The sequence below is a fragment of the Lentzea californiensis genome (genome assembly GCF_024648825.1).
In the GTDB taxonomy this organism is placed as follows: domain Bacteria; phylum Actinomycetota; class Actinomycetes; order Mycobacteriales; family Pseudonocardiaceae; genus Lentzea; species Lentzea californiensis.
Genome location: NZ_JANBBE010000024.1, coordinates 21,941 through 41,180 on the forward strand (window position 1 = coordinate 21,941; position 19,240 = coordinate 41,180).

Consider the following 19,240-nt stretch of genomic DNA (forward strand, 5'->3'; position numbering starts at 1 on the left):
CCACGATGAACCCATGGCACCCATCGCGACCATCGCTGAACTGCGCAAATCCGGGATCTCCGCACGGGAGGTCCTGCGCCACTGCACCCCCGCCGGCTCATGGCAGCGGCTGCTGCCCGGCGTAGTCCTGACCACCCCCGCACCGGCCACTCGCCTCGACAGACTGCGCGCGGTCCTTTCTTTCGCTGGGCCTTCTTCGGTGATCACAGGAGCCGACGCACTGGTTCGACAAGGAGCCGCACTTTCTCTTCCGCGGCACATTCACGTCCTCGCGGGAAGCAATGTGCGAAGAGCGAATCCGTGGATTCTGCTGGAACGCACAACCCGTCCGCCGGCCGTGGTGGAACGCCACGGCCTGAGGCTCGCGCGTGCAGCGCGGGCCGCCCTCGACTTGGCCCGGCGCGAGCTGAACCCGCGCGCCATCGCCGAGATCCTCGACGCCGTGGTGAGTGCGCGGTTGTGCACGCCGGTGGAGCTCCGGGAGGAGTTACGGGTGAGCAGCCGGCGGGGAACGGCCCTGGTCAGACAGGCCTTGTGCCACCGGTACCCGATCTGACGGCAGGCCGGACGACTCTCACGCGACATGCCGTCTGGCCCTGGGATTTCACGTCACCTGACCAGCGGACTCTCGAGTTTCGTGTCGCCAGATCCCGGCGGGCTCTCACCTGAGATCCCGCGCCACCTCAACTCGATCCCACCTCAAGTCGGACGCGCGCCGCACCGCGCGATCCGCAGAGCCAGGCAGGTCAGCGCCAGTACTCGTCCGGCAGCTTGCCCTCGATGTCCCGGACGTGGGTCTTCGAGCACACCTGACACAACCACCGGAGCGATCCGCCGGTCCGCTCCGACGACCAGGCCAGGAAATCCAGGTCGGGAACGGAGGAACGCAGCCGCCCGCATCTGTGGCACACCGGCTCCGCCCCTGCGGTCACCGGCGCCGCCCCACGTGAACGGTGTCGGTTTCCAGCAGGAACACGTCCTCGCGGGCGCCGACGTACTCCGAGTCGGAGGGGTTGAGCAGGCGGCGGAGCGCGTCGCGGTCGGCGGGGTGCAGGTGGGTGCCGGTGATCTCGTTCAGCCAGGTCAGGCGGTCGACCGCCCAGTCGCGGACCAGTTGTTTGGCAGGGGCCGGGTGGTCTACGACGAAGCTGAAGGCGCTGATCTCGCCGAGGCCCGCGTCCGCCAGGGCCACGTTCCAGCCGACCGGGAGGCGGGCTGAGCCCGTCATGTTCTCGCGCATCGACACGAACCACGAGGCGCGGGCCGCGGCCATGCGGTCCTGCAGGCCGGGCGAGCCGACGCCCAGGTCCCACGGGAGGAAGCGGGTTTCGAGGCCGCCTTCCGCGAGGGCCAGCCAGCCGCCGGGAGCCAGGGCTTCCACAAGGCGTTTCATTCCGCGCAACTGATCAGGGAGGTGGTGGATCACCCGGGAGCCCCAGATGAGCTCGACCGGGCCGGCGAACGACAGCGGGGCTTCGGCGGCGAGGTCGGCGAGCACCGGCTTCACCGACACGGCGCCGTCGGTTTCCGCGCGGGCCGCGGCGCAGGCCGCGTCCAGCAGTTCGGGGGTGGCGTCGACCAGGACCAGGACGCCTCCGCCGTGGTCTCGCAGGGCCGCGGCGAGCGGCACGCTCATGGATCCCGCGCCGCAGCCGACGTCCATCACGACCGGCGAGTCGGGCAAGGGCTCGACCAGTCTGCGGGCGACCGAGGTCAGCGCCTCCGCCTGCAGCGAGCCGTAGCGCCTCATCGCGTGGAGGCGGGCTGACCAGTCGATTCCGTCGTGAGTGTGGTGCGGCACAAAGGGAACGGTACGGAGGAACGGCCGAGGCCGCCATCCACCTTCTCGTGGATGACGGCCTCAGCTCGAGACTGTCAGAGGTCGAAGCGAGCCGCTCTGCGTCCCGCCCATCGCGACAACCTGCGCCAACGTTGCGCTGACGCGAGGCGGTTCGCCAGGCGTTGCTCTTCTGCGAACCTCTGGGCTTCTTGTATTCGTATTCGGACGAGTTCTTCATTCAGAGACATGGGAGTCAGGGCCTCGTTCAGGTAGGCGGGCATTGCGCTGTGGTTCAGATGCACGGTGTTCACGCCGCCGCCTCCGTCTTGCTGGCAGTGACAACAGTCGCGTCCTTGCGCGGACGGCCACGGGGCCGCTTGCGCGCGATGACGACTCCGCGCTCGAAGATCTCTCCACCCCAGACGCCCCACGGCTCGTGACGTGCGATCGCGCCGGCGAGGCACTCCGCGAGAACCGGGCAGGTTCCGCAGAAGGACTTCGCCTTCTCGAGGTCAGCAGGCGCGTCAGCGAACCAGAGGTCGGGGTTGTGGGTGCGGCAGGGGATGTCGAGCCCCTCCGCGAGGTCCGGAAGTCCCTCTCCGGTGAGCGGGACAGTCGCGGTCAACATCAGGGTTTTCTCCTTGTGTGGGGTACTGCGAAAACACGAAAGCCGCGGACTCTGTACGAGTCCGCGGCTTTCGTGAGCCTGGTGGTCCTTCGACCCCGTTCTAGGGGGTCGGCAGGAGCCTTCTCACTTGATGCGCGGACAGCGCATTCGTGTAGTTGTCGACGTCATCGATGACCGGCAGCGCGATCGGCTGCTCGCTGCGCACTTCGGCACCAGCCAGAGCGATTCCGCGCAGAGCGGTGCCCCGCTCGCGGCCCAGCAGTGCCACTGGCTTGTGGGCAGAGGTCTGCCACATGGCCTGAGTGGATGCGGACGTGCAGAAGCCCTCGGTCAACGGGAGGCCGAGCGCGCGGGAGATGCTGAAGATCTTCACAACGGGCCACCTCCTCCGAACGAGAGAGCTCTGCATCGAGAGCTAGTAGTAGTTCTTCTTCCCCAGACGGGTCCTCCGGACCCGGCATGAGCAGGTTATGACCCCGTACCTGGGGCTCGCAACCTATTTAACGAAACTTGTCCCGATCAGGTGGCGGAGTACCCGACACCGGCTCGGACCAGGCCCAACACGTCGTCGCCGAACTTATCAAGCTTGGAGGCGCCGATGCCCGAGATCGCGACGAGTCCGGCCGAATCCGTGGGTCGCTGCTCCGCGATCGCCATCAGCGTCGCGTCGGTGAACACGACGTACGGGGGCACCTTCAGCTCCCGCGCCCGTCCCGCACGCCACCGGCGCAGCGTCTCGAGCAGTTCCTCGTCCACATCGGACGGACAGGACCTGCATCGGCCGAGCTTGACGGCCTGCGACTCGACCAGCGTCGACGCGCACACCCGGCAGGTCGGCTTCTCCTTCTTCATGAGAGGAGGCCGTTGCGCGCCGCCGGATACCCGTGCGGCCGGGTGGTTCTCGGGAACGAGGTTGTAGAGGAACCGCGACCGGCGGCGGTACTTGCGCCCACCGGCGGCGCGCGCCAGCGCCCACGACAGCCAGATGTGCACACGCGCGCGGGTGACACCTACGTATAGAAGGCGGCGTTCTTCTTCGATCTTCGCCTCGTCGCCGTCCGCGTACTGGATCGGCATCGTGCCCTCGACCAGTCCGACGAGGAACACGGCGTCCCACTCGAGGCCCTTCGACGCGTGCAGCGACGCCAGCGTCACGCCTTCGACCGTCGGCGGGTGCTGTGTCTCGGCGCGCATGTCCAGCTCGAGGCAGAACCTCGGCAGGTCGGCCTCGGGCGTGGCGGCGGCGAACTCCTCGGCGAGCTCGACGAGAGCGAGCAACGACTCCCAGCGTTCGCGCGCGCTGCCACCGGTCGGCGGCTCGTCGGTCAGCCCGACGCGGCCGAGCGCCGAGCGCACGACCTCCGGCAGGCTGCCGTCGGGATCGCCCGACGAGCGCAGCGTGATCATCGCCTGGCGGATCTCGGCGCGCTCGAAGAAGCGCTCGCCCCCGCGCACCAGGTACGGGATGCCGAGCCCGGCGAGCGCCTGCTCGTACGCCTCGGACTGCGCGTTGACGCGGTAGAGGATCGCGATCTCGGACGCCGCGACGCCCTCGTCGAGCAACGTCTTGATGCGGGCCGCGACGGCGTCGGCCTCGCTCGGCTCGTCGTCGAACTCGTGGAACCGCGGCTTCGGCCCGTCCGGCCGCTGCCCGATGAGTTGCAGCCGCGAGCCGGCCGGGCGCCCGCGTGCCCACTTGATCACGTCGTTGGCCAGCTCGACGACCTGCGGGGTCGACCGGTAGTCGCGCTCCAGCCGCACGACGACCGCCTCGGGGAACCGGCGCCCGAAGTTGAGCAGCGGCTGCGGCGAGGCGCCCGCGAACGAGTAGATGGTCTGGTTGGCGTCGCCGACCACGGTCAGGTCGTCGCGAGCGCCCAGCCACGAGTCGAGCACGCGCTGCTGCAGCGGGGTCACGTCCTGGTACTCGTCCACGACGAAGCAGCGGTAGCGGTCGCGGAACTCCTGCGCGACCTCCGCGTTGTCCTCCAGCGCGCCCGCCGTGTAGAGCAGCAGGTCGTCGAAGTCGAGCAGCTGCGCCTCGGTCTTGAGCTGCTCGTAGGTGGTGTAGAGCTTCATGATCTGTTCGGCGGGCGCCGGGATGTCCCGCGCGGCGCGGGCGGCGGCGGCCGGGTAGTCCTCCGGCGTCAGCAGGGACGCCTTCGCCCACTCGATCTCACTGGTCAGGTCGCGCAGCGCGTCCGACTCGGTCGGCATCCCCAGCCGGGTCGCGGCACGGGCGACGACGCGGATCTTCTGGTCGACGAGCTCCCAGCGCGGGCCGCCGATGACGCGCGGCCAGAAGTAACGCAGCTGGCGCGATGCGGCGGCGTGGAACGTCACGGCCTGTGCGCCGTGCACGTCCAGAGAGCGCAAACGTGTGCGCATCTCCCCCGCGGCGCGCTTGGTGAACGTGACGGCGAGGACCTGCGACGGAGCGACGTGGCCGCGTTGGCACAGGTACGCGATGCGGTGCGTGATGGTGCGCGTTTTACCGGTACCGGCACCCGCGAGCACGCACACGGGGCCGCGCGGGGCCTCGACCGCGGCGCGCTGTTCCGGATCGAGACCCTCCAGCAACGCGTCCATGCCCGGCAGTCTCGCAGATGGCCGAGCTGTGCTAAGTCAGGCTCCCGCTGTGTTCGACAATTCCGGCCAGTATCCTGTGGGTATGGCTGGTAAGCAGGACAAGGCGGCGGCGAAGGAAGCGGCGAAGGTTCGCCGCGCGGCTTCACGCGCGCGGCGCAAGCAGATCTTCGAGGCGTTCAAGATGCAGCGCCGCGAGGACAAGGCGCTGATCCCGATGATGCTGGGCGCTCTGCTCGGTGTGACGGCGATCGCCGTGGTCCTGGGCATCGTCTTCGACGCCGTGTGGATGTTCGTGCCGCTGGGCGTCGCGATCGGCGCGCTGCTGGCCGTCATCATCTTCGGCCGCCGCGTCCAGAGCAACGTCTTCCGCAAGGCGGACGGCCAGCCGGGCGCCGGCGCCTGGGCGCTCGAGAACCTGCGCGGCCGCTGGCGCGTCACGCCCGCCGTCGCGGGCACCACGCAGCTCGACGCCGTGCACCGCGTGCTGGGCCGGCCGGGCGTCGTCCTGGTCGCCGAGGGCGCTCCGCAGCGCGTCAAGCCGCTCCTCGCCCAGGAGAAGAAGCGCATCTCCCGCGTCGTCGGCGACACCCCGATCTACGACTTCATCATCGGCACCGAAGAGGGCCAGGTCCCGCTGAAGAAGCTGCAGTCGAAGCTGATGAAGCTGCCGCGCAACATCACGGCCGCCCAGGTCGACACGCTGGAGACCCGCCTCGCCGCACTGGCCAGCCGCGGCGCCGCACTGCCCAAGGGCCCGATGCCCGCCGGCGCGAAGATGCGCAACGTCCAGCGCGCCATGCGCCGCAGGGGCTGACCGAACCCGCTCCCACCAGCACGAAGAGGCCCGCCGCACAGATGTGCGGCGGGCCTCTTCACGTTTTGCGGACCAGCGGCTAGCGGACCTTGATGACGACGGTGCCGGCCGCCTTGTCGTGCAGGCAGCGGCCGTCGGCGTCCCAGACCAGCGCCGGGATCAGCGGGAAGATGAGCACGGTGCGCAGCAGGGCACGGGGCAGGTGCACGAACGTCTTGCCGTCGATGCGCGCCACCCGCAGGCCGAGCAGCGCGTGTCCTGGGGTGAACCCGAAGAACGCGACGGCGACCACCGTGATCACGAACCAGGCCAGCAGGCTCCAGTTCTTGGGCAGGTCGGGCTGGGTGAAGACCGCCGCGACGCCCGCGGCGAGGAGGAAGTCGACCAGGATGGCGAACGTGCGCCGCCCGATCGAGGCGATGGAGCCGGGCCCGTCCTTGGGGAAGCCATGGCGCTCACCGCGCCAGCGCTGTTGCGTGCCGTCGTTCGAGTCCTCACCCGGCGACAACACGGAGTCGGGTCCTGACAGCCACGAACCGGTCCACCTGCTCACCCCACCAGAGTAAGGCCGTGCTCAACGGGTGAGCACTGGCAGGTCGCCTTGCCCACTTGGGCGGTCCCGTTAACACTGGCGAAACATCGGAGTGACGGACGGGCAACACCGCCGACATACCGTCACTCACGATGACCAGCCGTTGTCCATAGTCAAGGAGTCGACGAGGGTGTTCAAGAATTCCGACGAGGTGCTGAAGTTCATCACCGACGAGGGCGTCAAGTTCGTCGACGTGCGGTTCAGCGACCTGCCGGGCGTGATGCAGCACTTCACGCTGCCCGCCAAGGCGTTCGACGCCGACGCGATCGAAGAGGGTCTCGCCTTCGACGGCTCCTCCGTGCGTGGTTTCCAGTCCATCCACGAGTCGGACATGCTGCTGCTGCCCGACCTGTTCACCGCGCGCCTCGACCCGTTCCGGATCGAGAAGACGCTGATCGTCAACTTCTTCGTGCACGACCCGTTCACGCGTGAGGCGTACAGCCGCGACCCGCGCAACATCGCGCGCAAGGCCGAGCAGTACATCACCGACTCGGGCATCGCCGACACCGCGTACTTCGGTGCCGAGGCGGAGTTCTACATCTTCGACTCGGTCCAGTTCGACACGACCGCGAACTCCAGCTTCCACAAGATCGACGCGGTCTCCGGCTGGTGGAACACCGGCCGTGAGGAAGAGGGCGGCAACCTCGGTTACAAGGTCAAGTACAAGGGTGGCTACTTCCCCGTCACCCCGAACGACCACTACGCCGACCTGCGCGACCAGATGGTCCTCAACATGGAGGCCCAGGGCTTCACCGTCGAGCGCGCTCACCACGAGGTGGGCACCGGCGGCCAAGCCGAGATCAACTACAAGTTCAACACGCTGCTGCACGCCGCGGACGACCTGATGCTGTTCAAGTACATCATCAAGAACACCGCCTGGCAGGCCGGCAAGTCCGTCACCTTCATGCCGAAGCCGCTGTTCGGCGACAACGGCTCGGGCATGCACACGCACCAGTCGCTGTGGAAGGACGGCACGCCGCTGTTCCACGACGAGAGCGGCTACGCGGGTCTCTCCGACACCGCCCGCCACTACATCGGCGGCATCCTGCACCACGCCCCGTCGCTGCTGGCCTTCACCAACCCGACGGTGAACTCCTACCACCGCCTGGTCCCGGGCTACGAGGCCCCGGTCTCGCTGGTCTACTCCCAGCGCAACCGCTCGGCGTGCGTCCGCATCCCGATCACGGGCAACAACCCGAAGGCCAAGCGCATCGAGTTCCGCTGCCCCGACTCCTCGGGCAACCCGTACCTCGCCTTCTCGGCGATGGTCATGGCGGGCCTCGACGGCGTGAAGAACAAGATGGAGCCGCCGGCCCCGATCGACAAGGACCTCTACGAGCTCCCGCCCGAGGAGGCCCGCGACGTCAGGCAGGTCCCCGCGACGCTGGACGCCGTGCTCGACAACCTCGAGGCGGACCACGAGTTCCTGCTCGAGGGTGGCGTGTTCACGCCGGACGTGATCGACACCTGGATCTCGTACAAGCGCTCCGAAGAGATCGACCCGCTGCGTCTGCGCCCGAACCCCTACGAGTTCGCGCTCTACTACGACGTGTGATCGGTTGAGCTTTGTGTCGAAGGCCCGGCGGGAACACCCCGCCGGGCCTTCGGCCGTTCTAGGTGCCAAGAAGGGTCACGGTGGACGACGACTCGCTGACCCGCACGTTGGACACGAGCACGTCGGCCTCACCGCCGGTAGGCAGCTTGATCCGAGCCTCGCCGCCGGTGAGGGTGCCCGCGGCCGTGCCGGCGCCGGACAGCTGCCAGACGCCGTCGTTCACGGTCTCGATCAGATCGACCCGGTCCATCACGACCGCGTTGCCGTCCGCGTAGATGAGCCTGGCCGGTCCCGAGTAGCTGAACATCAGTTCTCCCCTGCCGGATCTCCCTGACGCCTGAACACACGTGCGGGACGGCTGCGAGGTTCAACTGATGATCTAAAAAGGACTTAGGCCGTGAGCCGGGAGCGGACCTCCATCAGGGCCTCGCCGAGCAGGTTGAGGCCCAGCCACTGCGCGGGGTCGGTGGCGCGCGGGTCGGACTCGACGAGGCCGATGCCCCACACGCGGTCCTGCGGGCTGGCCTCGACGAGAACGCGGGAACCGGTGCCCAGCAAGTAAGAACGCAGTGCGGGGTCCTGGCCGAACTTCGCCAGGTTGCCCTCGACGACGATCTCCAGGCGCGCGGAGACCCACTCCGCGTCGGAGAAGCCCGACACTTCGCGGCCCAGCGCTTTTGCCTCGCCCGGTGTGCGGGCGGCCAGCACGCGCGAGGCCGCGGAGGCGTCGCCGAAGAGCAATGCCTTGCGCCACATCATGTAGTGCTCGGCCGACGGGAAGTCCTGGCCGACGGCGGAGAAGGAGCACGGCCACCACTGCGACAGGCATCCCTTGCCGATGCCGCCGTCACGTTCGGGCTGGTGGCCCCAGAAGAACAAGTACTTCACAGGGCGAGAGGGTAGCGACCTAGCCGCGTGATTCCTCGGGGTTTTCGCCTGGTTCCGGCATCTCCGGCTCGCGCCACGCCTCGGCCCGCGTCGGGCCGTTCGCGCGCAGTTCGTTCTCGACCTCCTTCTTCAGGTGGTCGTCCTTCAGGAAACCGTGCTGGTCACTTCCGCGTTGAGTCATGCCCGAGGCGTACCCGGTCACACCGGGAAATCACTTCGGCAGCGGAATTCCGGCGATCGTGATCGCGGCGCCCGTCGGGGCGAACTGGCCGGAGATCGACGAGAACGTCAGAGTGAGGGAGTTCACACCCGTACCGAGCTTCTCGTCGAGCACGACGGTGCCCGAGGTGGTGGTGCCCTGGGTGACGAGGCCGTCCCACTTGCTGCTCGACGCCGCGTAGGTGCGGTTCAGATCGTCCACGACGGCAATGCCGACCACGGGGAGGGTCATCCTGGCTCGGGAGGCGTTCGTGGCCGTCACGAAGAGCTTCACGCGGTTGTTCGCCGCTTCCACGCGGGTGACCTCGACGGTCAGCATGCCGCGCTGCTGCTTGAACGAGCCCGTCGTGACCTTCACGTCCGCCGACGGCTCTGTCGTTTCCAGTGCGCCATCAGGGGTTTCGACACCGTTCGACGTAGTCGTCGTCGCGGTGACGTTGGGCTGTGCGGCGGAGTTGTTGCCACTCAGTGCATATTCGATCACACCGAGTAGTGCGAGCACACCGGCAGCCACGCCCGCGATAGCAATCACGGTCTTTCCTCCGCGCGTGACCCTGCGATGCTGCATGACTTCCTCTGCTAGACCCCCGGCGAACTACAGCTCCCCCACTGAGCGCGCCCAGTCTCATCTCGATTGGGTGAAACGTCAATGCGCTAGGGTCCGCGCGTGTCCCAAGATGTCGCCGAATTCACGGCTCCACAGCTGCTCACCACCCACATCTTCGACTCGGCACCCGATGCGCTCGAAGCGGTTCAGGCCGCTGACGTGCTCGACCTCGGTGTCCGCGTCTACAACCGGCTCGTGCCCGACGCCGACGACGCGGAAGCGTTGGAGGAGGAGTGGGTGGTCGAGGTCTACACCAGCGCTCCCGCGGTGGACCCCGACTCCGACGAGGACTGAGCAGTTCCAGAACCGGGGGCACACCGCGAGGTGTGCCCCCGAACCTGAAGAAATACCTGAAGATTTCAGACGGTGAGTACGACTTTTCCTCGCACATGGCCACCTTCGAGCAGCCTGTGCGCCTTCACGGCCTCTGCCAACGGAAAAGTCTGCAGCACCTCGACGCGCAGTTTCCCGGCCGCGACCAGGTCCACCAGCCACTGCGTCTGCCCCGCGTCGGGCCGCGCCCAGGTGTTGACCACGCCGTTCTCCCGCGCCCTCGCTCCATCCACAATGGACGTCATCCGCGCCCGGTCGCGGACCAGCTGCAACGACTGGTCGAACGCGAGCCCTCCGGCGTTGTCGACCACCGCGTCGACCAGGCCGTCTCCGCCGACGAGCTCCGCGACCGCGTCGACCAGCGCGTCACCGTAGGCGACCGGTTCGGCCCCGAGCGACCGCACGAACTCGTGGTTGCGCGGCGACGCGGTGCCGATCACCCGCGAAGCTCCCAGCTCACGCGCGATCTGCACCTGCAGGTGCCCGACGCCGCCGGCGGCCGCGTGCACCAGGACCACGTCGCCGGAACCCGCGCCGACGACCTTCAACGACTGCAGCGCCGTCAGTCCAGCCAGCGGCAACGCGGCCGCGGTCACGAAGTCCACGGTGGACGGTTTGCGCGCGATCATCCGGTCCGGCACCGAGACCGACTCGGCGCAGGTGCCGAACTGGACGTGGTCCTTGCGCGCATACGCGAGCACCTCGTCGCCCGGCTTCCAGTCGTACACGCCGACGCCGACCGACCGCACGACGCCCGCCACGTCCCAGCCGGGGATCAACGGCAGGTGGTGCGGCAGCAGCCCCTGCAGGTACCCGGCTCTGACCTTGCAGTCCACCGGGTTCACCCCGGCCGCGCGCACGTCCACCAGCACGTGGTCAGGCCCGATCAGCGGGTCGGGCAGTTCCTGCAACGACATGACGTCGGCATCGCCGAACCGGGTGTACGCGATCGCTTTCACGGTTTCTCACCGTAGAAGACACGCTCCGCCACCGCACGCGCACGACGAGTGGTCCTGCGGTACTCCTCCAGGAACTCACCCGGATCGCCACCGGGCTCGTGCCCCATCACCGACGCGACCGCGACGAGATCACGCCCGGACGTCGGCAGCTGATCGGAAGCCTTGCCCCGGACCAGCGTCACGGCGTTGCGCGCCTGCGTCGCGAGGTTCCACGCGGTGGTCAGCGCGGCAGCGTCCTCCGCGGCGAGCAGACCGGCTTCGACGGCCGCTGCCATCGCGGCCATTGTGGACGGTGTGCGCAGGCCGGGCACCGCGCCGGAGTGTTGCAGCTGCAACAACTGCACGGTCCACTCGACGTCCGCGAGCCCACCGCGCCCGAGCTTGGTGTGCGTGCTCGGGTCGGCACCGCGCGGCAGCCGTTCCGCGTCGACGCGTGCCTTGATCCGCCGGATCTCCCGCACGGACGCCGCGTCCAGCCCGGCCGCCGGATACCGCAGCGGCTCGATCAGCTCCTCGAACTCGGCGCCCAGCGCGGCGTCGCCCGCGAGGAACCGGGCCCGCAGCAACGCCTGCTTCTCCCAGATCTCCGCCCACTGCCGGTAGTAGGCGCGGTAGGAGTCCAGCGTCCGCACCAGCGGCCCCTGCCTGCCCTCCGGCCGCAGGTCCGCGTCGACCTGCAACGGCGGGTCCTGCGACGGCGCGCCGAGCAGCCGCCGGATCTTCTCCACGACACCGCTCGCCCACTTCACCGCCTCGGCGTCCGACACACCCTCGTGCGGCCGGCACACGAACAGCACGTCCGCGTCCGAGCCGTACCCGAGCTCGTGCCCGCCGAGCCGGCCCATCCCGATCACGGACAGCGCGGCCACCGGGTCACCGGACGCGCGCACCGCGGCGTCGAGCGCGCTCTCCAACACCGAACCCCACACCTCGGACAGCGAGGCGCACACCGTCTCCAGCGGCATGAACCCCAGCAGGTCCGCGGCGGCGATCCGCAGCATCTCGTGACGCCGCAACGACCGTGCCGCCGCGATCGCCCGCGCCGCGTCGCCGTACCGGGAAACGGCGCTGCGCAAGGGTTTTCCGATCGAGCGCGGATCACCTCCGACCAACGCCTCGGTGTCCGCGAGCAGCCTCAACACCTCCGGCGCGCGCACCAGCAGGTCCGGCACGAGGCGGGACGTGCCCAGCAGCACCGCGAGGCGTTCGACGACGGCACCCTCGTCCCGCAGAAGCCTCAGGTACCAAGGGGTTTCCGCGAGCGCCTCGGACACCTTCCGGTACGCGAGCAGCCCGCCGTCGGCGTCGGGCGTGCCGGCGAAGAGGTCGAGCAGCACCGGCAGCAGGGCGCCCTGGATGCGGGCCCGTCGCGACATGCCGTGCGTCAACGCCTGGATGTGCCGCAACGCGCCGTCCGAGGACGTGTAACCCAGCGCCGCCAGCCGCGCCACGGCCTCCTTGGTGGTGAGCCGCAACGCCTCGGTCGGCACGCCCGCCACGGACTGCAGCAGCGGCCGGTAGAACAGCTTCTCGTGCAGCCGCCGGACCTGGTTGGCGTGCTTGCGGAACTCCGCGAGCAGCACCTGCCCCTCGGACTTCTGCCCGTCCGCCGCCAGCCCCACCGACCGCGCCAGCCACCGCAACGCCGCCATGTCGTCGTCGGCCGGGAAGAGGTGCGTACGCAGTAGACGCTGCAGCTGCAGCCGGTGCTCCAGAGTCCGCAGGAACCGGTACGAGCGCCCGAACTCCACCGCGTCCTCGCGTCCGACGTACCCGCCCTGGCCCAGCGCCGCCAGTGCGGCCGTGGTCGCCTGGATGCGCAGGTCCTCGTCGGACCGCCCGTGCACGAGCTGTAGCAGCTGGACCGCGAACTCGACGTCGCGCAGACCGCCGCGGCCGAGCTTCAGTTCGCGGTCGGCGAGCCCGGTCGGCACGTGTTCTTCGACCCGGCGCCGCATCGCCTGGACGTCCTCGACGAAGTTCTCGCGCTCGGCCGCCGTCCACACGTACGGCCGCACGACCTCGAGGTACGCCTGCCCCAGCTCGGCGTCACCGGCGACCGGTCGTGCCTTCAGCAGCGCCTGGAACTCCCAGGTCCGCGCCCACTTCTTGTAGTACGAGGCGTGCCCGTCCAGCGTGCGGACCAGCGCACCGGCCTTGCCCTCCGGCCGCAGCGCCGCGTCGACCTCGAAGCACGACTGGCCGGCGATCTGCATCATCGTGCTGGCCAGCCGGGTCGCGACCCCGAGGTCACCCTCGGCGACGAACACGACGTCGACGTCACTCACGTAGTTCAGCTCGTTCGCGCCGCACTTGCCCATGGCGATCACCGCGAGCCGGCAGCGGTCCGCGCCGTTCACCCGCTCCGCGGCGAGCTTCAGCGACGCCCTCAGCGCCGACACGGCCAAATCGGACAGTTGCGCCGCCACCGTGTCGTACGGAACGAACGGCAACTCGGGCTCGACGACGTGCCCGAGGTCGTTGGCGGCGACGAGCAGCAGCTTCGCCCGGTACTCCGAGCGCAGCACGTCGCCGTCCGCCAGTTCCAGCGACACGTCGACCCCGTCGGTCAGCGAACGCCACCGCCCGGGGTTCGCGACGAGGAAGTCCGACAGCGCGGTGGACGAGCCGAGCACGGCGAGCAGGCGCCCGCGCACCACGACGTCCTCGTGCAACGCGGCCGACAGGGCGTCCCAGTCGGCAACGGCTTGGAGGCGCTCCAAGCCACGCAGCGCGAGGTCCGGATCAGGGCAGCGGGACAGCGCGGACAGCACCGCTTCGGAGCCTTCGGTGGGCCGGCGGTCGGCCCACAGGCCGAGTCCGCGCAGCACTTCCTCGCTGCGCGGTTCGGTGAGCCCGAATCTTGCTGGTGACGCGTGGCGCACTGGTTCGCTCATCGTGAGCCAACCCTAATGTGTTCACACGATCAGAAGACGATCAGTGAGAGTCCGTAGAGCACGACCGCCACGCAACCGGCGAAGCTCGCGTACGCGGGCACCTTCTTGTCACCCGACAGTGCGCGGATGCCGACGACGAACAACGTCACGACGAGAACCGTGGCCAGCAGCGTGGCGCCGAAGACCTGCAGCAACGCCGTCCAGTCGACCTTCATGCCGCCACCTTGTGCAGCTCGGCCTGAGCGGCGACCTCGTCGACGATGTGCTCCGGCTTGATCGGCTCACGCCGCGCCAGGATCCAGATACCGATCGACACCGCGATGCCGATCGTGGCGACGCCGATGATGCCGACGGCGCCGGTCGAGGCCCACTTGCCCGCGAGGGCTCCGACGATGCCGGCGGCGGGCAGCGTGAACAGCCAGCCGGCCGCCATCTTGCCCATGGTGCCCCAGTTGACGCCGTGCCGGTCGCGGCCGAGGCCGGAACCCATGATGCCGCCGGACGCGACGTGCGTCGTGGACAGTGCGAAGCCGAGGTGCGACGACGCGAGGATCGCCGTGGCCGTCGAGGTCTGGGCCGCGAAGCCCTGCGCGGGCTCGATGGTCGTCAGGCCGCGGCCCATCGTGTGCGTGATGCGCCAGCCGCCGAGGTACGTGCCCGCCGCGATCGCGAGACCGGCACTGACGATCACCCAGGTGGGTGGACCGGAGCCGGGGGCGAGCGAGCCGGACGTGATCAGCGCGAGCGTGATGATGCCCATCGTCTTCTGCGCGTCGTTCGTGCCGTGCGCGAGGGAGACCAGCGAGGCGGACGCGACCTGGCCGACCTTGAAGCCGGTGTGCGAGACGCGCGGGTCCGCCGCCTTCTTGAGCCGGTACACGACGATCGTGGCGATGGCCGCCACCAGGCCGGCGACCAGCGGCGCGACGATCGCGGGCACCAGGACCTTGTCGACGACCTTGACGAAGTGGATGGCGTCCACACCGGACGCGACCCACGCCGCACCGATCAGGCCGCCGAACAACGCGTGCGACGAGCTCGACGGCAGGCCGATGTACCAGGTGACGAGGTTCCACATGATCGCGCCGACCAGCCCGCCGAAGATGATGGCGGGCGTGATCTGCGCGTCGTCGACGATGCCGCCGGAGATGGTCTTGGCCACCTCAACGGACAGGAAGGCGCCTACGAGGTTGAGAACCGCCGACAGCGCGACCGCCGTGCGGGGCTTCAACGCACCCGTGGCGATGGAGGTGGCCATGGCGTTGGCCGTGTCGTGGAACCCGTTGGTGAAGTCGAAGATGAGAGCAGTGATGACGACGATGATCACTACAAGAGCGGGATCCACAGTGATCCTCCGGCTGGATCGAACAAGCTGTCCAGGAGATTACGGTACCGCCAACGGAGGATGTCTTAAAACCTACGAAAGTAACGTCACACCAAAGGAAGTCGTGTGCCCGAACCCAGCGCGGGCAACAGTTCTCCCCGAACGAGTTTCGCGAATCTGCCGACGAACGGCTGCCACACCTCTTCGAAGTCGCGGTGTGCCTGTTCGAGGAACTCCTGGTCGAAGTGGTGAGCTCGCGCACAGGAAGCCGAATCAGGATCCTTGGCCGCCCAGTTCAAGACGATTTCCGGCGTCGTCTCGATGTGGAACTGGAGGCCGTAAGCGCTCTCCCCGACCCGGAACGCCTGATTCGGATATTTCGGGGACGCCGCGAGCTGCTCCGCCCCAGGTGGCAGCAGGTGCACCTCGTCGTTGTGGAACTGCAGCACGTCCGGCGTGAACGGCAGGTCCGCGAACAGCGGGTCGGTGGCCGCGGCGTCGCGCTTCGCCACCAGCAGCACGCCGACCTCCGGGCCCTGCGGACCCTTGCGGACCTGGCCACCGGTGGCGGCCGCGAGCAGCTGCGCGCCGAGGCAGATCGCGAGGGTGGGCAGCCGCTTCGACACGGCGCTCGACAGCAGCCGGCGGGCGTCCGCGAGCCACGGGTGGTCGAGGTCGTCGAGCGCGCCCATCTCACCGCCGAGGCAGATGACGCCCTGGTAACCGTCGAGGTTCTCCGGCGCGGGCTCGTCCTTGAGCTGCACGAGGTGGAGGTCGATGCCTTCAGCCTCGAGCCAGTCGCCGAGCTTGGCCAGCGGGTCTGACTCCGAGGGTTGCAGGACGAGCAGGCGCGGTGCGTTCACGCATCTGAGCCTAGGTGGACGGAGGTCAGCAATGACACGCGACCTTGGATACGCCCGCTCCGGCGAGCTGGTTCGACTCGACCGGGTACCCCGCCTCCCGCCAGGCCGTGATCCCGCCCGAGAGCCGCTTGACGCGGTACCCGCGTTGCGCGAGCGCGAGGGCGCCCTTGGTCGCCGCGTTGCACTGGAAGCTCTCGCAGTAGCAGACGTAGACGAGGCTCGGATCGAGGTCGAGCTCGGCCGGCAGGTCGCGGTAGGGCAGGTTGATCGCACCGGGGATGCGGGCCTGCGCGAACGCCTCCGGGGCGCGCGTCTCCACGAGGACATAACCCTGGGTGTTGCCGTCGAGGAGGTCGCGGTGCACGTCGTCGGGGTCGGCCTCGAACGCGAGCTCGGCGGCGAAGTGGGCGGCAGCGGCGTGCGGGTCGGCGGCGGGAAAGCGCAGTGCGTTCGTCATGCCTTCGATCCTGCTGGGACCGATCCCGTTCGGACATGCGGATGTCCAGGCGTTCGGGGCGTTCTCCCTATGATTTCCAGGTGGAACTCGACGCCGTGGACTGGAAGATCCTGTCGCTGCTGCAGCAGGACGGCCGGATGTCGTTCAGCGCGCTGGGCCGTGAGGTGTCGCTGTCAGCGCCGGCGGTGACCGAACGGGTACGACGCCTGGAGTCGCTCGGTGTGATCACGGGCTTCACCGCGGTGGTGTCGCCTTCCCGGCTGGGTCTGCCGATCGAGTCGATCGTGCGCGTACGGGTGCGGTCGCTGGACACGCCGCGGTTCCGCTCGCAGGTGCTGGTGCTCCCGCAGATCCTCGACGCCGACCACGTGACCGGGGACGACTGCTGGCTGCTGCGGGTCGTCTGCCGGACCATGGCCGAGCTGGAGGAGCTCGTCGAGGTGATGCAGCGCTACGGCGACACGACGACCTCGCTCGTGTTCTCCTCCCACATCCGCAACCGCCCGCTGTCACCCGACCTGCTGGGCTAGAGCCAGCTGTACTCGGACCAGTCGGAGACCGTGCGGAAGCCGATGCCCTGGTAGACGGAGTTCGCCGTGGAGTTGGCGAGGTCCGCGGTGAGCACGACGTGGTCGACGCCTTGGCCGTACGCCCACTGGCTGACCGCCGCGGTGGCCGCGGCCGCGTAGCCGTGCCGGCGGTGCTCGGGCGGGGTGTAGACCGGGCCGACCCGCGAGACCCCGCCGACCGGGGAGGTGCTGCCCGCCCACGACACCGGGACGCCGTCGACCCGCCACAGGACGTGCCCCGCGGACATCCACCGGCTGTCCATCGCCCGCTTCTCGGCCTCCTCCCTCGGCAGTCCGTCCAGTTCGACCCAGAAGGCGATCCACCACTCGGTGATCAGGTCGTCGTCGGCGGGCGTGGCGAGCCTCGACTCCCCCGGCACGTCCGGCACCGTCAGGTCCTCCAGCCGGTAGAGCCGCAGGGCGTAGATCTCCTTCCCGCCGTCACGCCAGAGCGTGCGGAAGGCCTCGACCCGGTCCCGCGTTCCGCTGACCTCGTTGATCTCGCGGCCCCGAAGTGTCTCCACGACCGCAGGAGCCGCAGGCACCGGCATCGCGGCGACGTGCAGTGGCCGGCCCTCCATCTGGGTGACCGCGCCGACCACGCTCCCGTTGTCGTACAACGAGATCAGCGTGATCGGTGTCAGACGTCCCTGGAGTGCGGCGTCCACACCGGTCAGGTGCACGCTGTTGTTCACGGGATCGGCGCCGAGGAAGTCGCCCGCTACCGCGAGGAAGTCCTTGATGTCGTTGTGGCTCAGTGCTTCCACCAGAACTCCGCCCAGTCGTCGAGTGGTTGGTAACCGATGCGTTGGTAGATCGAGTTCGAGGTCGGGTTGGTCAGATCCGCGAAGAGCAGGACCTCGGTGGCGCCCTGGTCCAGCGCCCACCGGGTGGCGACCGCGCTGACCGCGGCGCCGTAGCCGTGCCTGCGGTGCTCGAGCGGGGTGTAGACCGGGCCGATCCTCGTCATGCCGGCCTGCGGGCGACTCGCCACGGCCCAGGCGACCGGTGTGCCGTCGATCATCCAGAGGGCGTGGCCCTGGCCGAGGCGCAGTGAGGTGCGCATGGCCTCGATCGTCGGCGCGGCTGGCGCCTCGGGCACGGCCTCGCTGAGGAAGGCCTTGCGCCAGGCGCCGAGGAGTTCGACGTCGTCTTCGGTGGCCATCCGGCTGGTACCGCCGACCGACGGCAGGGCGAGGGTGGTCAGGCGGTACTGCCTGGTGGCCAAGGATTCGGTGTAGTTCTTGCCCGTCGCTGTGGCGAAGGCCTCAGACCTCGCGCGCGGACCCGTCACGCCAGGAGCGTCCGGATCGACCTTGGCGGCGACACCGGCCGCGAGCTCCACCGCGGCGAGCGGGAGGTCCGCCGCCTGGAACGGCCAGGGCGGGGTGCGGACCAGTGAGCCGATCACTTCGCCGTTCTCGTGGAACGTGATCAGGATCGGCGGTTGTTCGGTGGCCGGCGAGCGCCGGATGCGGTCCAGCGAGGTGAGTGCCACGGTGTTTCGCACCGGATCGGCTGACAGCCGATCGTGGGCGGCGGCGTCGAACGATTCCAGCGTGGCGTGCACGACGGCGTCCATGAGGTCCATCAGACCAGAGCACGCAAGCGGAAATTTCGGGCACGCAAAAAACCCCCGAGGGGAGCACCGAAGTGCTCGACCCTCAGGGGTCTTCTGGAAATAATGTTCGGCGACGACCTACTCTCCCACACCGTAACCAGTGCAGTACCATCGGCGCAGAAGGGCTTAACTACCGGGTTCGGAATGGGACCGGGTGTTTCCCCAACGCTATGATCACCGAAACTCTATGGAGATGTACCTGCGGCGATCGGAATGCCGCTCGGTTCTTCCAGAACCGCACAGTGGATGCGTAGCGTCTTTGTAACAAGTCCTCGGCCTATTAGTACCAGTCAGCTCCAACCGTTACCGGTCTTCCACCTCTGGCCTATCAACCCAGTGGTCTAGCTGGGGGCCTTAACTCACGAAGAGTGGGATACCTCATCTTGGAACGAGCTTCCCGCTTAGATGCCTTCAGCGGTTATCCCTTCCGAACGTAGCCAACCAGCAATGCTCTTGGCAGAACAACTGGCACACCAGCGGTCCGTCCGTCCCGGTCCTCTCGTACTAGGGACAGCCTTCCTCAAGTATCCTACGCGCGCGGCGGA

At 68.6% G+C, this 19,240-nt stretch carries 23 protein-coding genes and 2 rRNA genes; 5 read left to right on the forward strand and 20 right to left on the reverse strand.

The window, feature by feature from the left end; genetic code table 11:
* Nucleotides 1-13 precede the first annotated feature (13 nt).
* Entirely contained in the window at nt 14-556 is a 543-nt protein-coding gene (locus LX88_RS42675; RefSeq protein WP_258953437.1) for a hypothetical protein, read from the forward strand.
* Between the two features lie 190 nt (nt 557-746).
* On the opposite strand, the gene LX88_RS42680 is transcribed toward LX88_RS42675, so the two are convergent.
* The 5 genes from LX88_RS42680 to LX88_RS42700 form a co-directional block, all read right to left on the reverse strand.
* Nucleotides 747-932 carry a hypothetical protein gene (locus tag LX88_RS42680; protein ID WP_258953438.1) on the reverse strand — a complete coding sequence of 62 codons (186 nt, stop codon included), beginning with the start codon at nt 930-932 and terminating at the stop codon, nt 747-749.
* On the reverse strand, nt 929-1,801 hold the full coding sequence (locus tag LX88_RS42685) for a class I SAM-dependent methyltransferase (RefSeq protein WP_258953439.1): 873 nt from the start codon (nt 1,799-1,801) through the stop codon (nt 929-931). The genes LX88_RS42680 and LX88_RS42685 overlap by 4 nt, the downstream gene beginning before the upstream one ends.
* 286 nt (nt 1,802-2,087) lie before the next feature.
* Nucleotides 2,088-2,408, reverse strand: coding sequence for a WhiB family transcriptional regulator (locus LX88_RS42690; RefSeq protein WP_090068084.1), 321 nt, complete (start codon nt 2,406-2,408; stop codon nt 2,088-2,090).
* 100 nt (nt 2,409-2,508) lie between these two features.
* A complete protein-coding gene (locus LX88_RS42695) occupies nt 2,509-2,781 on the reverse strand; it encodes a hypothetical protein (protein WP_090068082.1) in 273 nt (90 codons plus the stop codon).
* A gap of 146 nt (nt 2,782-2,927) precedes the next feature.
* Nucleotides 2,928-4,997, reverse strand: coding sequence for an ATP-dependent DNA helicase UvrD2 (locus LX88_RS42700; protein WP_258953440.1), 2,070 nt, complete (start codon nt 4,995-4,997; stop codon nt 2,928-2,930).
* 82 nt (nt 4,998-5,079) lie between these two features.
* Here LX88_RS42700 and LX88_RS42705 point away from each other — a divergent pair, with 82 nt between their 5' ends.
* The gene (locus LX88_RS42705; RefSeq protein WP_258953441.1) at nt 5,080-5,811 is read left to right on the forward strand and encodes a DUF4191 domain-containing protein; all 732 of its coding nucleotides are present in this window, start codon (nt 5,080-5,082) and stop codon (nt 5,809-5,811) included.
* A gap of 79 nt (nt 5,812-5,890) precedes the next feature.
* Here the strand turns inward: LX88_RS42705 and LX88_RS42710 are convergent, their stop codons facing one another.
* Entirely contained in the window at nt 5,891-6,364 is a 474-nt protein-coding gene (locus LX88_RS42710; RefSeq protein WP_258953442.1) for an RDD family protein, read from the reverse strand.
* Between the two features lie 169 nt (nt 6,365-6,533).
* Here LX88_RS42710 and glnA point away from each other — a divergent pair, with 169 nt between their 5' ends.
* Nucleotides 6,534-7,958, forward strand: a complete 1,425-nt coding sequence (glnA, locus tag LX88_RS42715) for a type I glutamate--ammonia ligase (RefSeq protein ID WP_258953443.1) — start codon at nt 6,534-6,536, stop codon at nt 7,956-7,958.
* A gap of 58 nt (nt 7,959-8,016) precedes the next feature.
* On the opposite strand, the gene LX88_RS42720 is transcribed toward glnA, so the two are convergent.
* From LX88_RS42720 to LX88_RS42735, 4 genes are all read right to left on the reverse strand, one after another.
* Nucleotides 8,017-8,265 carry a hypothetical protein gene (locus LX88_RS42720; protein WP_258953444.1) on the reverse strand — a complete coding sequence of 83 codons (249 nt, stop codon included), beginning with the start codon at nt 8,263-8,265 and terminating at the stop codon, nt 8,017-8,019.
* 83 nt (nt 8,266-8,348) lie between these two features.
* Nucleotides 8,349-8,846 (reverse strand): riboflavin biosynthesis intermediates N-glycosidase, encoded by a 498-nt coding sequence (ybiA, locus tag LX88_RS42725; RefSeq protein ID WP_258953445.1) that lies wholly within the window; start codon nt 8,844-8,846, stop codon nt 8,349-8,351.
* Between the two features lie 19 nt (nt 8,847-8,865).
* The gene (locus LX88_RS42730; RefSeq protein WP_258953446.1) at nt 8,866-9,027 is read right to left on the reverse strand and encodes a hypothetical protein; all 162 of its coding nucleotides are present in this window, start codon (nt 9,025-9,027) and stop codon (nt 8,866-8,868) included.
* Between the two features lie 30 nt (nt 9,028-9,057).
* Nucleotides 9,058-9,597, reverse strand: coding sequence for a hypothetical protein (locus LX88_RS42735; protein ID WP_258953447.1), 540 nt, complete (start codon nt 9,595-9,597; stop codon nt 9,058-9,060).
* A gap of 135 nt (nt 9,598-9,732) precedes the next feature.
* Here LX88_RS42735 and LX88_RS42740 point away from each other — a divergent pair, with 135 nt between their 5' ends.
* On the forward strand, nt 9,733-9,966 hold the full coding sequence (locus LX88_RS42740; RefSeq protein ID WP_030481542.1) for a hypothetical protein: 234 nt from the start codon (nt 9,733-9,735) through the stop codon (nt 9,964-9,966).
* A 65-nt stretch (nt 9,967-10,031) separates the two neighbouring features.
* Here LX88_RS42740 and LX88_RS42745 read toward each other — a convergent pair whose 3' ends face one another.
* From LX88_RS42745 to LX88_RS42770, 6 genes are all read right to left on the reverse strand, one after another.
* The gene (locus LX88_RS42745; RefSeq protein ID WP_258953448.1) at nt 10,032-10,964 is read right to left on the reverse strand and encodes an NADP-dependent oxidoreductase; all 933 of its coding nucleotides are present in this window, start codon (nt 10,962-10,964) and stop codon (nt 10,032-10,034) included.
* The gene (locus tag LX88_RS42750; protein ID WP_258953449.1) at nt 10,961-13,861 is read right to left on the reverse strand and encodes a bifunctional [glutamine synthetase] adenylyltransferase/[glutamine synthetase]-adenylyl-L-tyrosine phosphorylase; all 2,901 of its coding nucleotides are present in this window, start codon (nt 13,859-13,861) and stop codon (nt 10,961-10,963) included. Before LX88_RS42750 ends, LX88_RS42745 begins: the two co-directional genes overlap by 4 nt.
* A 29-nt stretch (nt 13,862-13,890) precedes the next feature.
* Nucleotides 13,891-14,076, reverse strand: coding sequence for a hypothetical protein (locus LX88_RS42755; RefSeq protein ID WP_258953450.1), 186 nt, complete (start codon nt 14,074-14,076; stop codon nt 13,891-13,893).
* Nucleotides 14,073-15,206: an inorganic phosphate transporter gene (locus tag LX88_RS42760; protein WP_258953451.1), complete on the reverse strand. Its 1,134-nt coding sequence runs from the start codon at nt 15,204-15,206 to the stop codon at nt 14,073-14,075. Before LX88_RS42760 ends, LX88_RS42755 begins: the two co-directional genes overlap by 4 nt.
* An 86-nt stretch (nt 15,207-15,292) precedes the next feature.
* Nucleotides 15,293-16,048, reverse strand: a complete 756-nt coding sequence (locus LX88_RS42765) for a type 1 glutamine amidotransferase (RefSeq protein WP_258953452.1) — start codon at nt 16,046-16,048, stop codon at nt 15,293-15,295.
* A gap of 25 nt (nt 16,049-16,073) precedes the next feature.
* Complete coding sequence (locus tag LX88_RS42770) at nt 16,074-16,505, reverse strand: rhodanese-like domain-containing protein (protein ID WP_258953453.1); 432 nt, start codon at nt 16,503-16,505, stop codon at nt 16,074-16,076.
* A gap of 80 nt (nt 16,506-16,585) precedes the next feature.
* On the opposite strand from LX88_RS42770, the gene LX88_RS42775 reads away from it, so the two are divergent.
* Nucleotides 16,586-17,035, forward strand: coding sequence for an Lrp/AsnC family transcriptional regulator (locus LX88_RS42775; RefSeq protein ID WP_258953454.1), 450 nt, complete (start codon nt 16,586-16,588; stop codon nt 17,033-17,035).
* On the opposite strand, the gene LX88_RS42780 is transcribed toward LX88_RS42775, so the two are convergent.
* The 4 genes from LX88_RS42780 to LX88_RS42795 form a co-directional block, all read right to left on the reverse strand.
* On the reverse strand, nt 17,032-17,841 hold the full coding sequence (locus LX88_RS42780) for a GNAT family N-acetyltransferase (RefSeq protein ID WP_258953455.1): 810 nt from the start codon (nt 17,839-17,841) through the stop codon (nt 17,032-17,034). The two genes, LX88_RS42775 and LX88_RS42780, sit on opposite strands and share 4 nt — an antisense overlap.
* Nucleotides 17,829-18,665, reverse strand: coding sequence for a GNAT family N-acetyltransferase (locus LX88_RS42785; protein ID WP_258953456.1), 837 nt, complete (start codon nt 18,663-18,665; stop codon nt 17,829-17,831). The genes LX88_RS42780 and LX88_RS42785 overlap by 13 nt, the downstream gene beginning before the upstream one ends.
* 95 nt (nt 18,666-18,760) lie before the next feature.
* Nucleotides 18,761-18,877 (reverse strand): 5S ribosomal RNA (gene rrf / locus LX88_RS42790).
* 78 nt (nt 18,878-18,955) lie between these two features.
* Nucleotides 18,956-19,240 (reverse strand): 23S ribosomal RNA (locus tag LX88_RS42795); the annotation flags it as partial.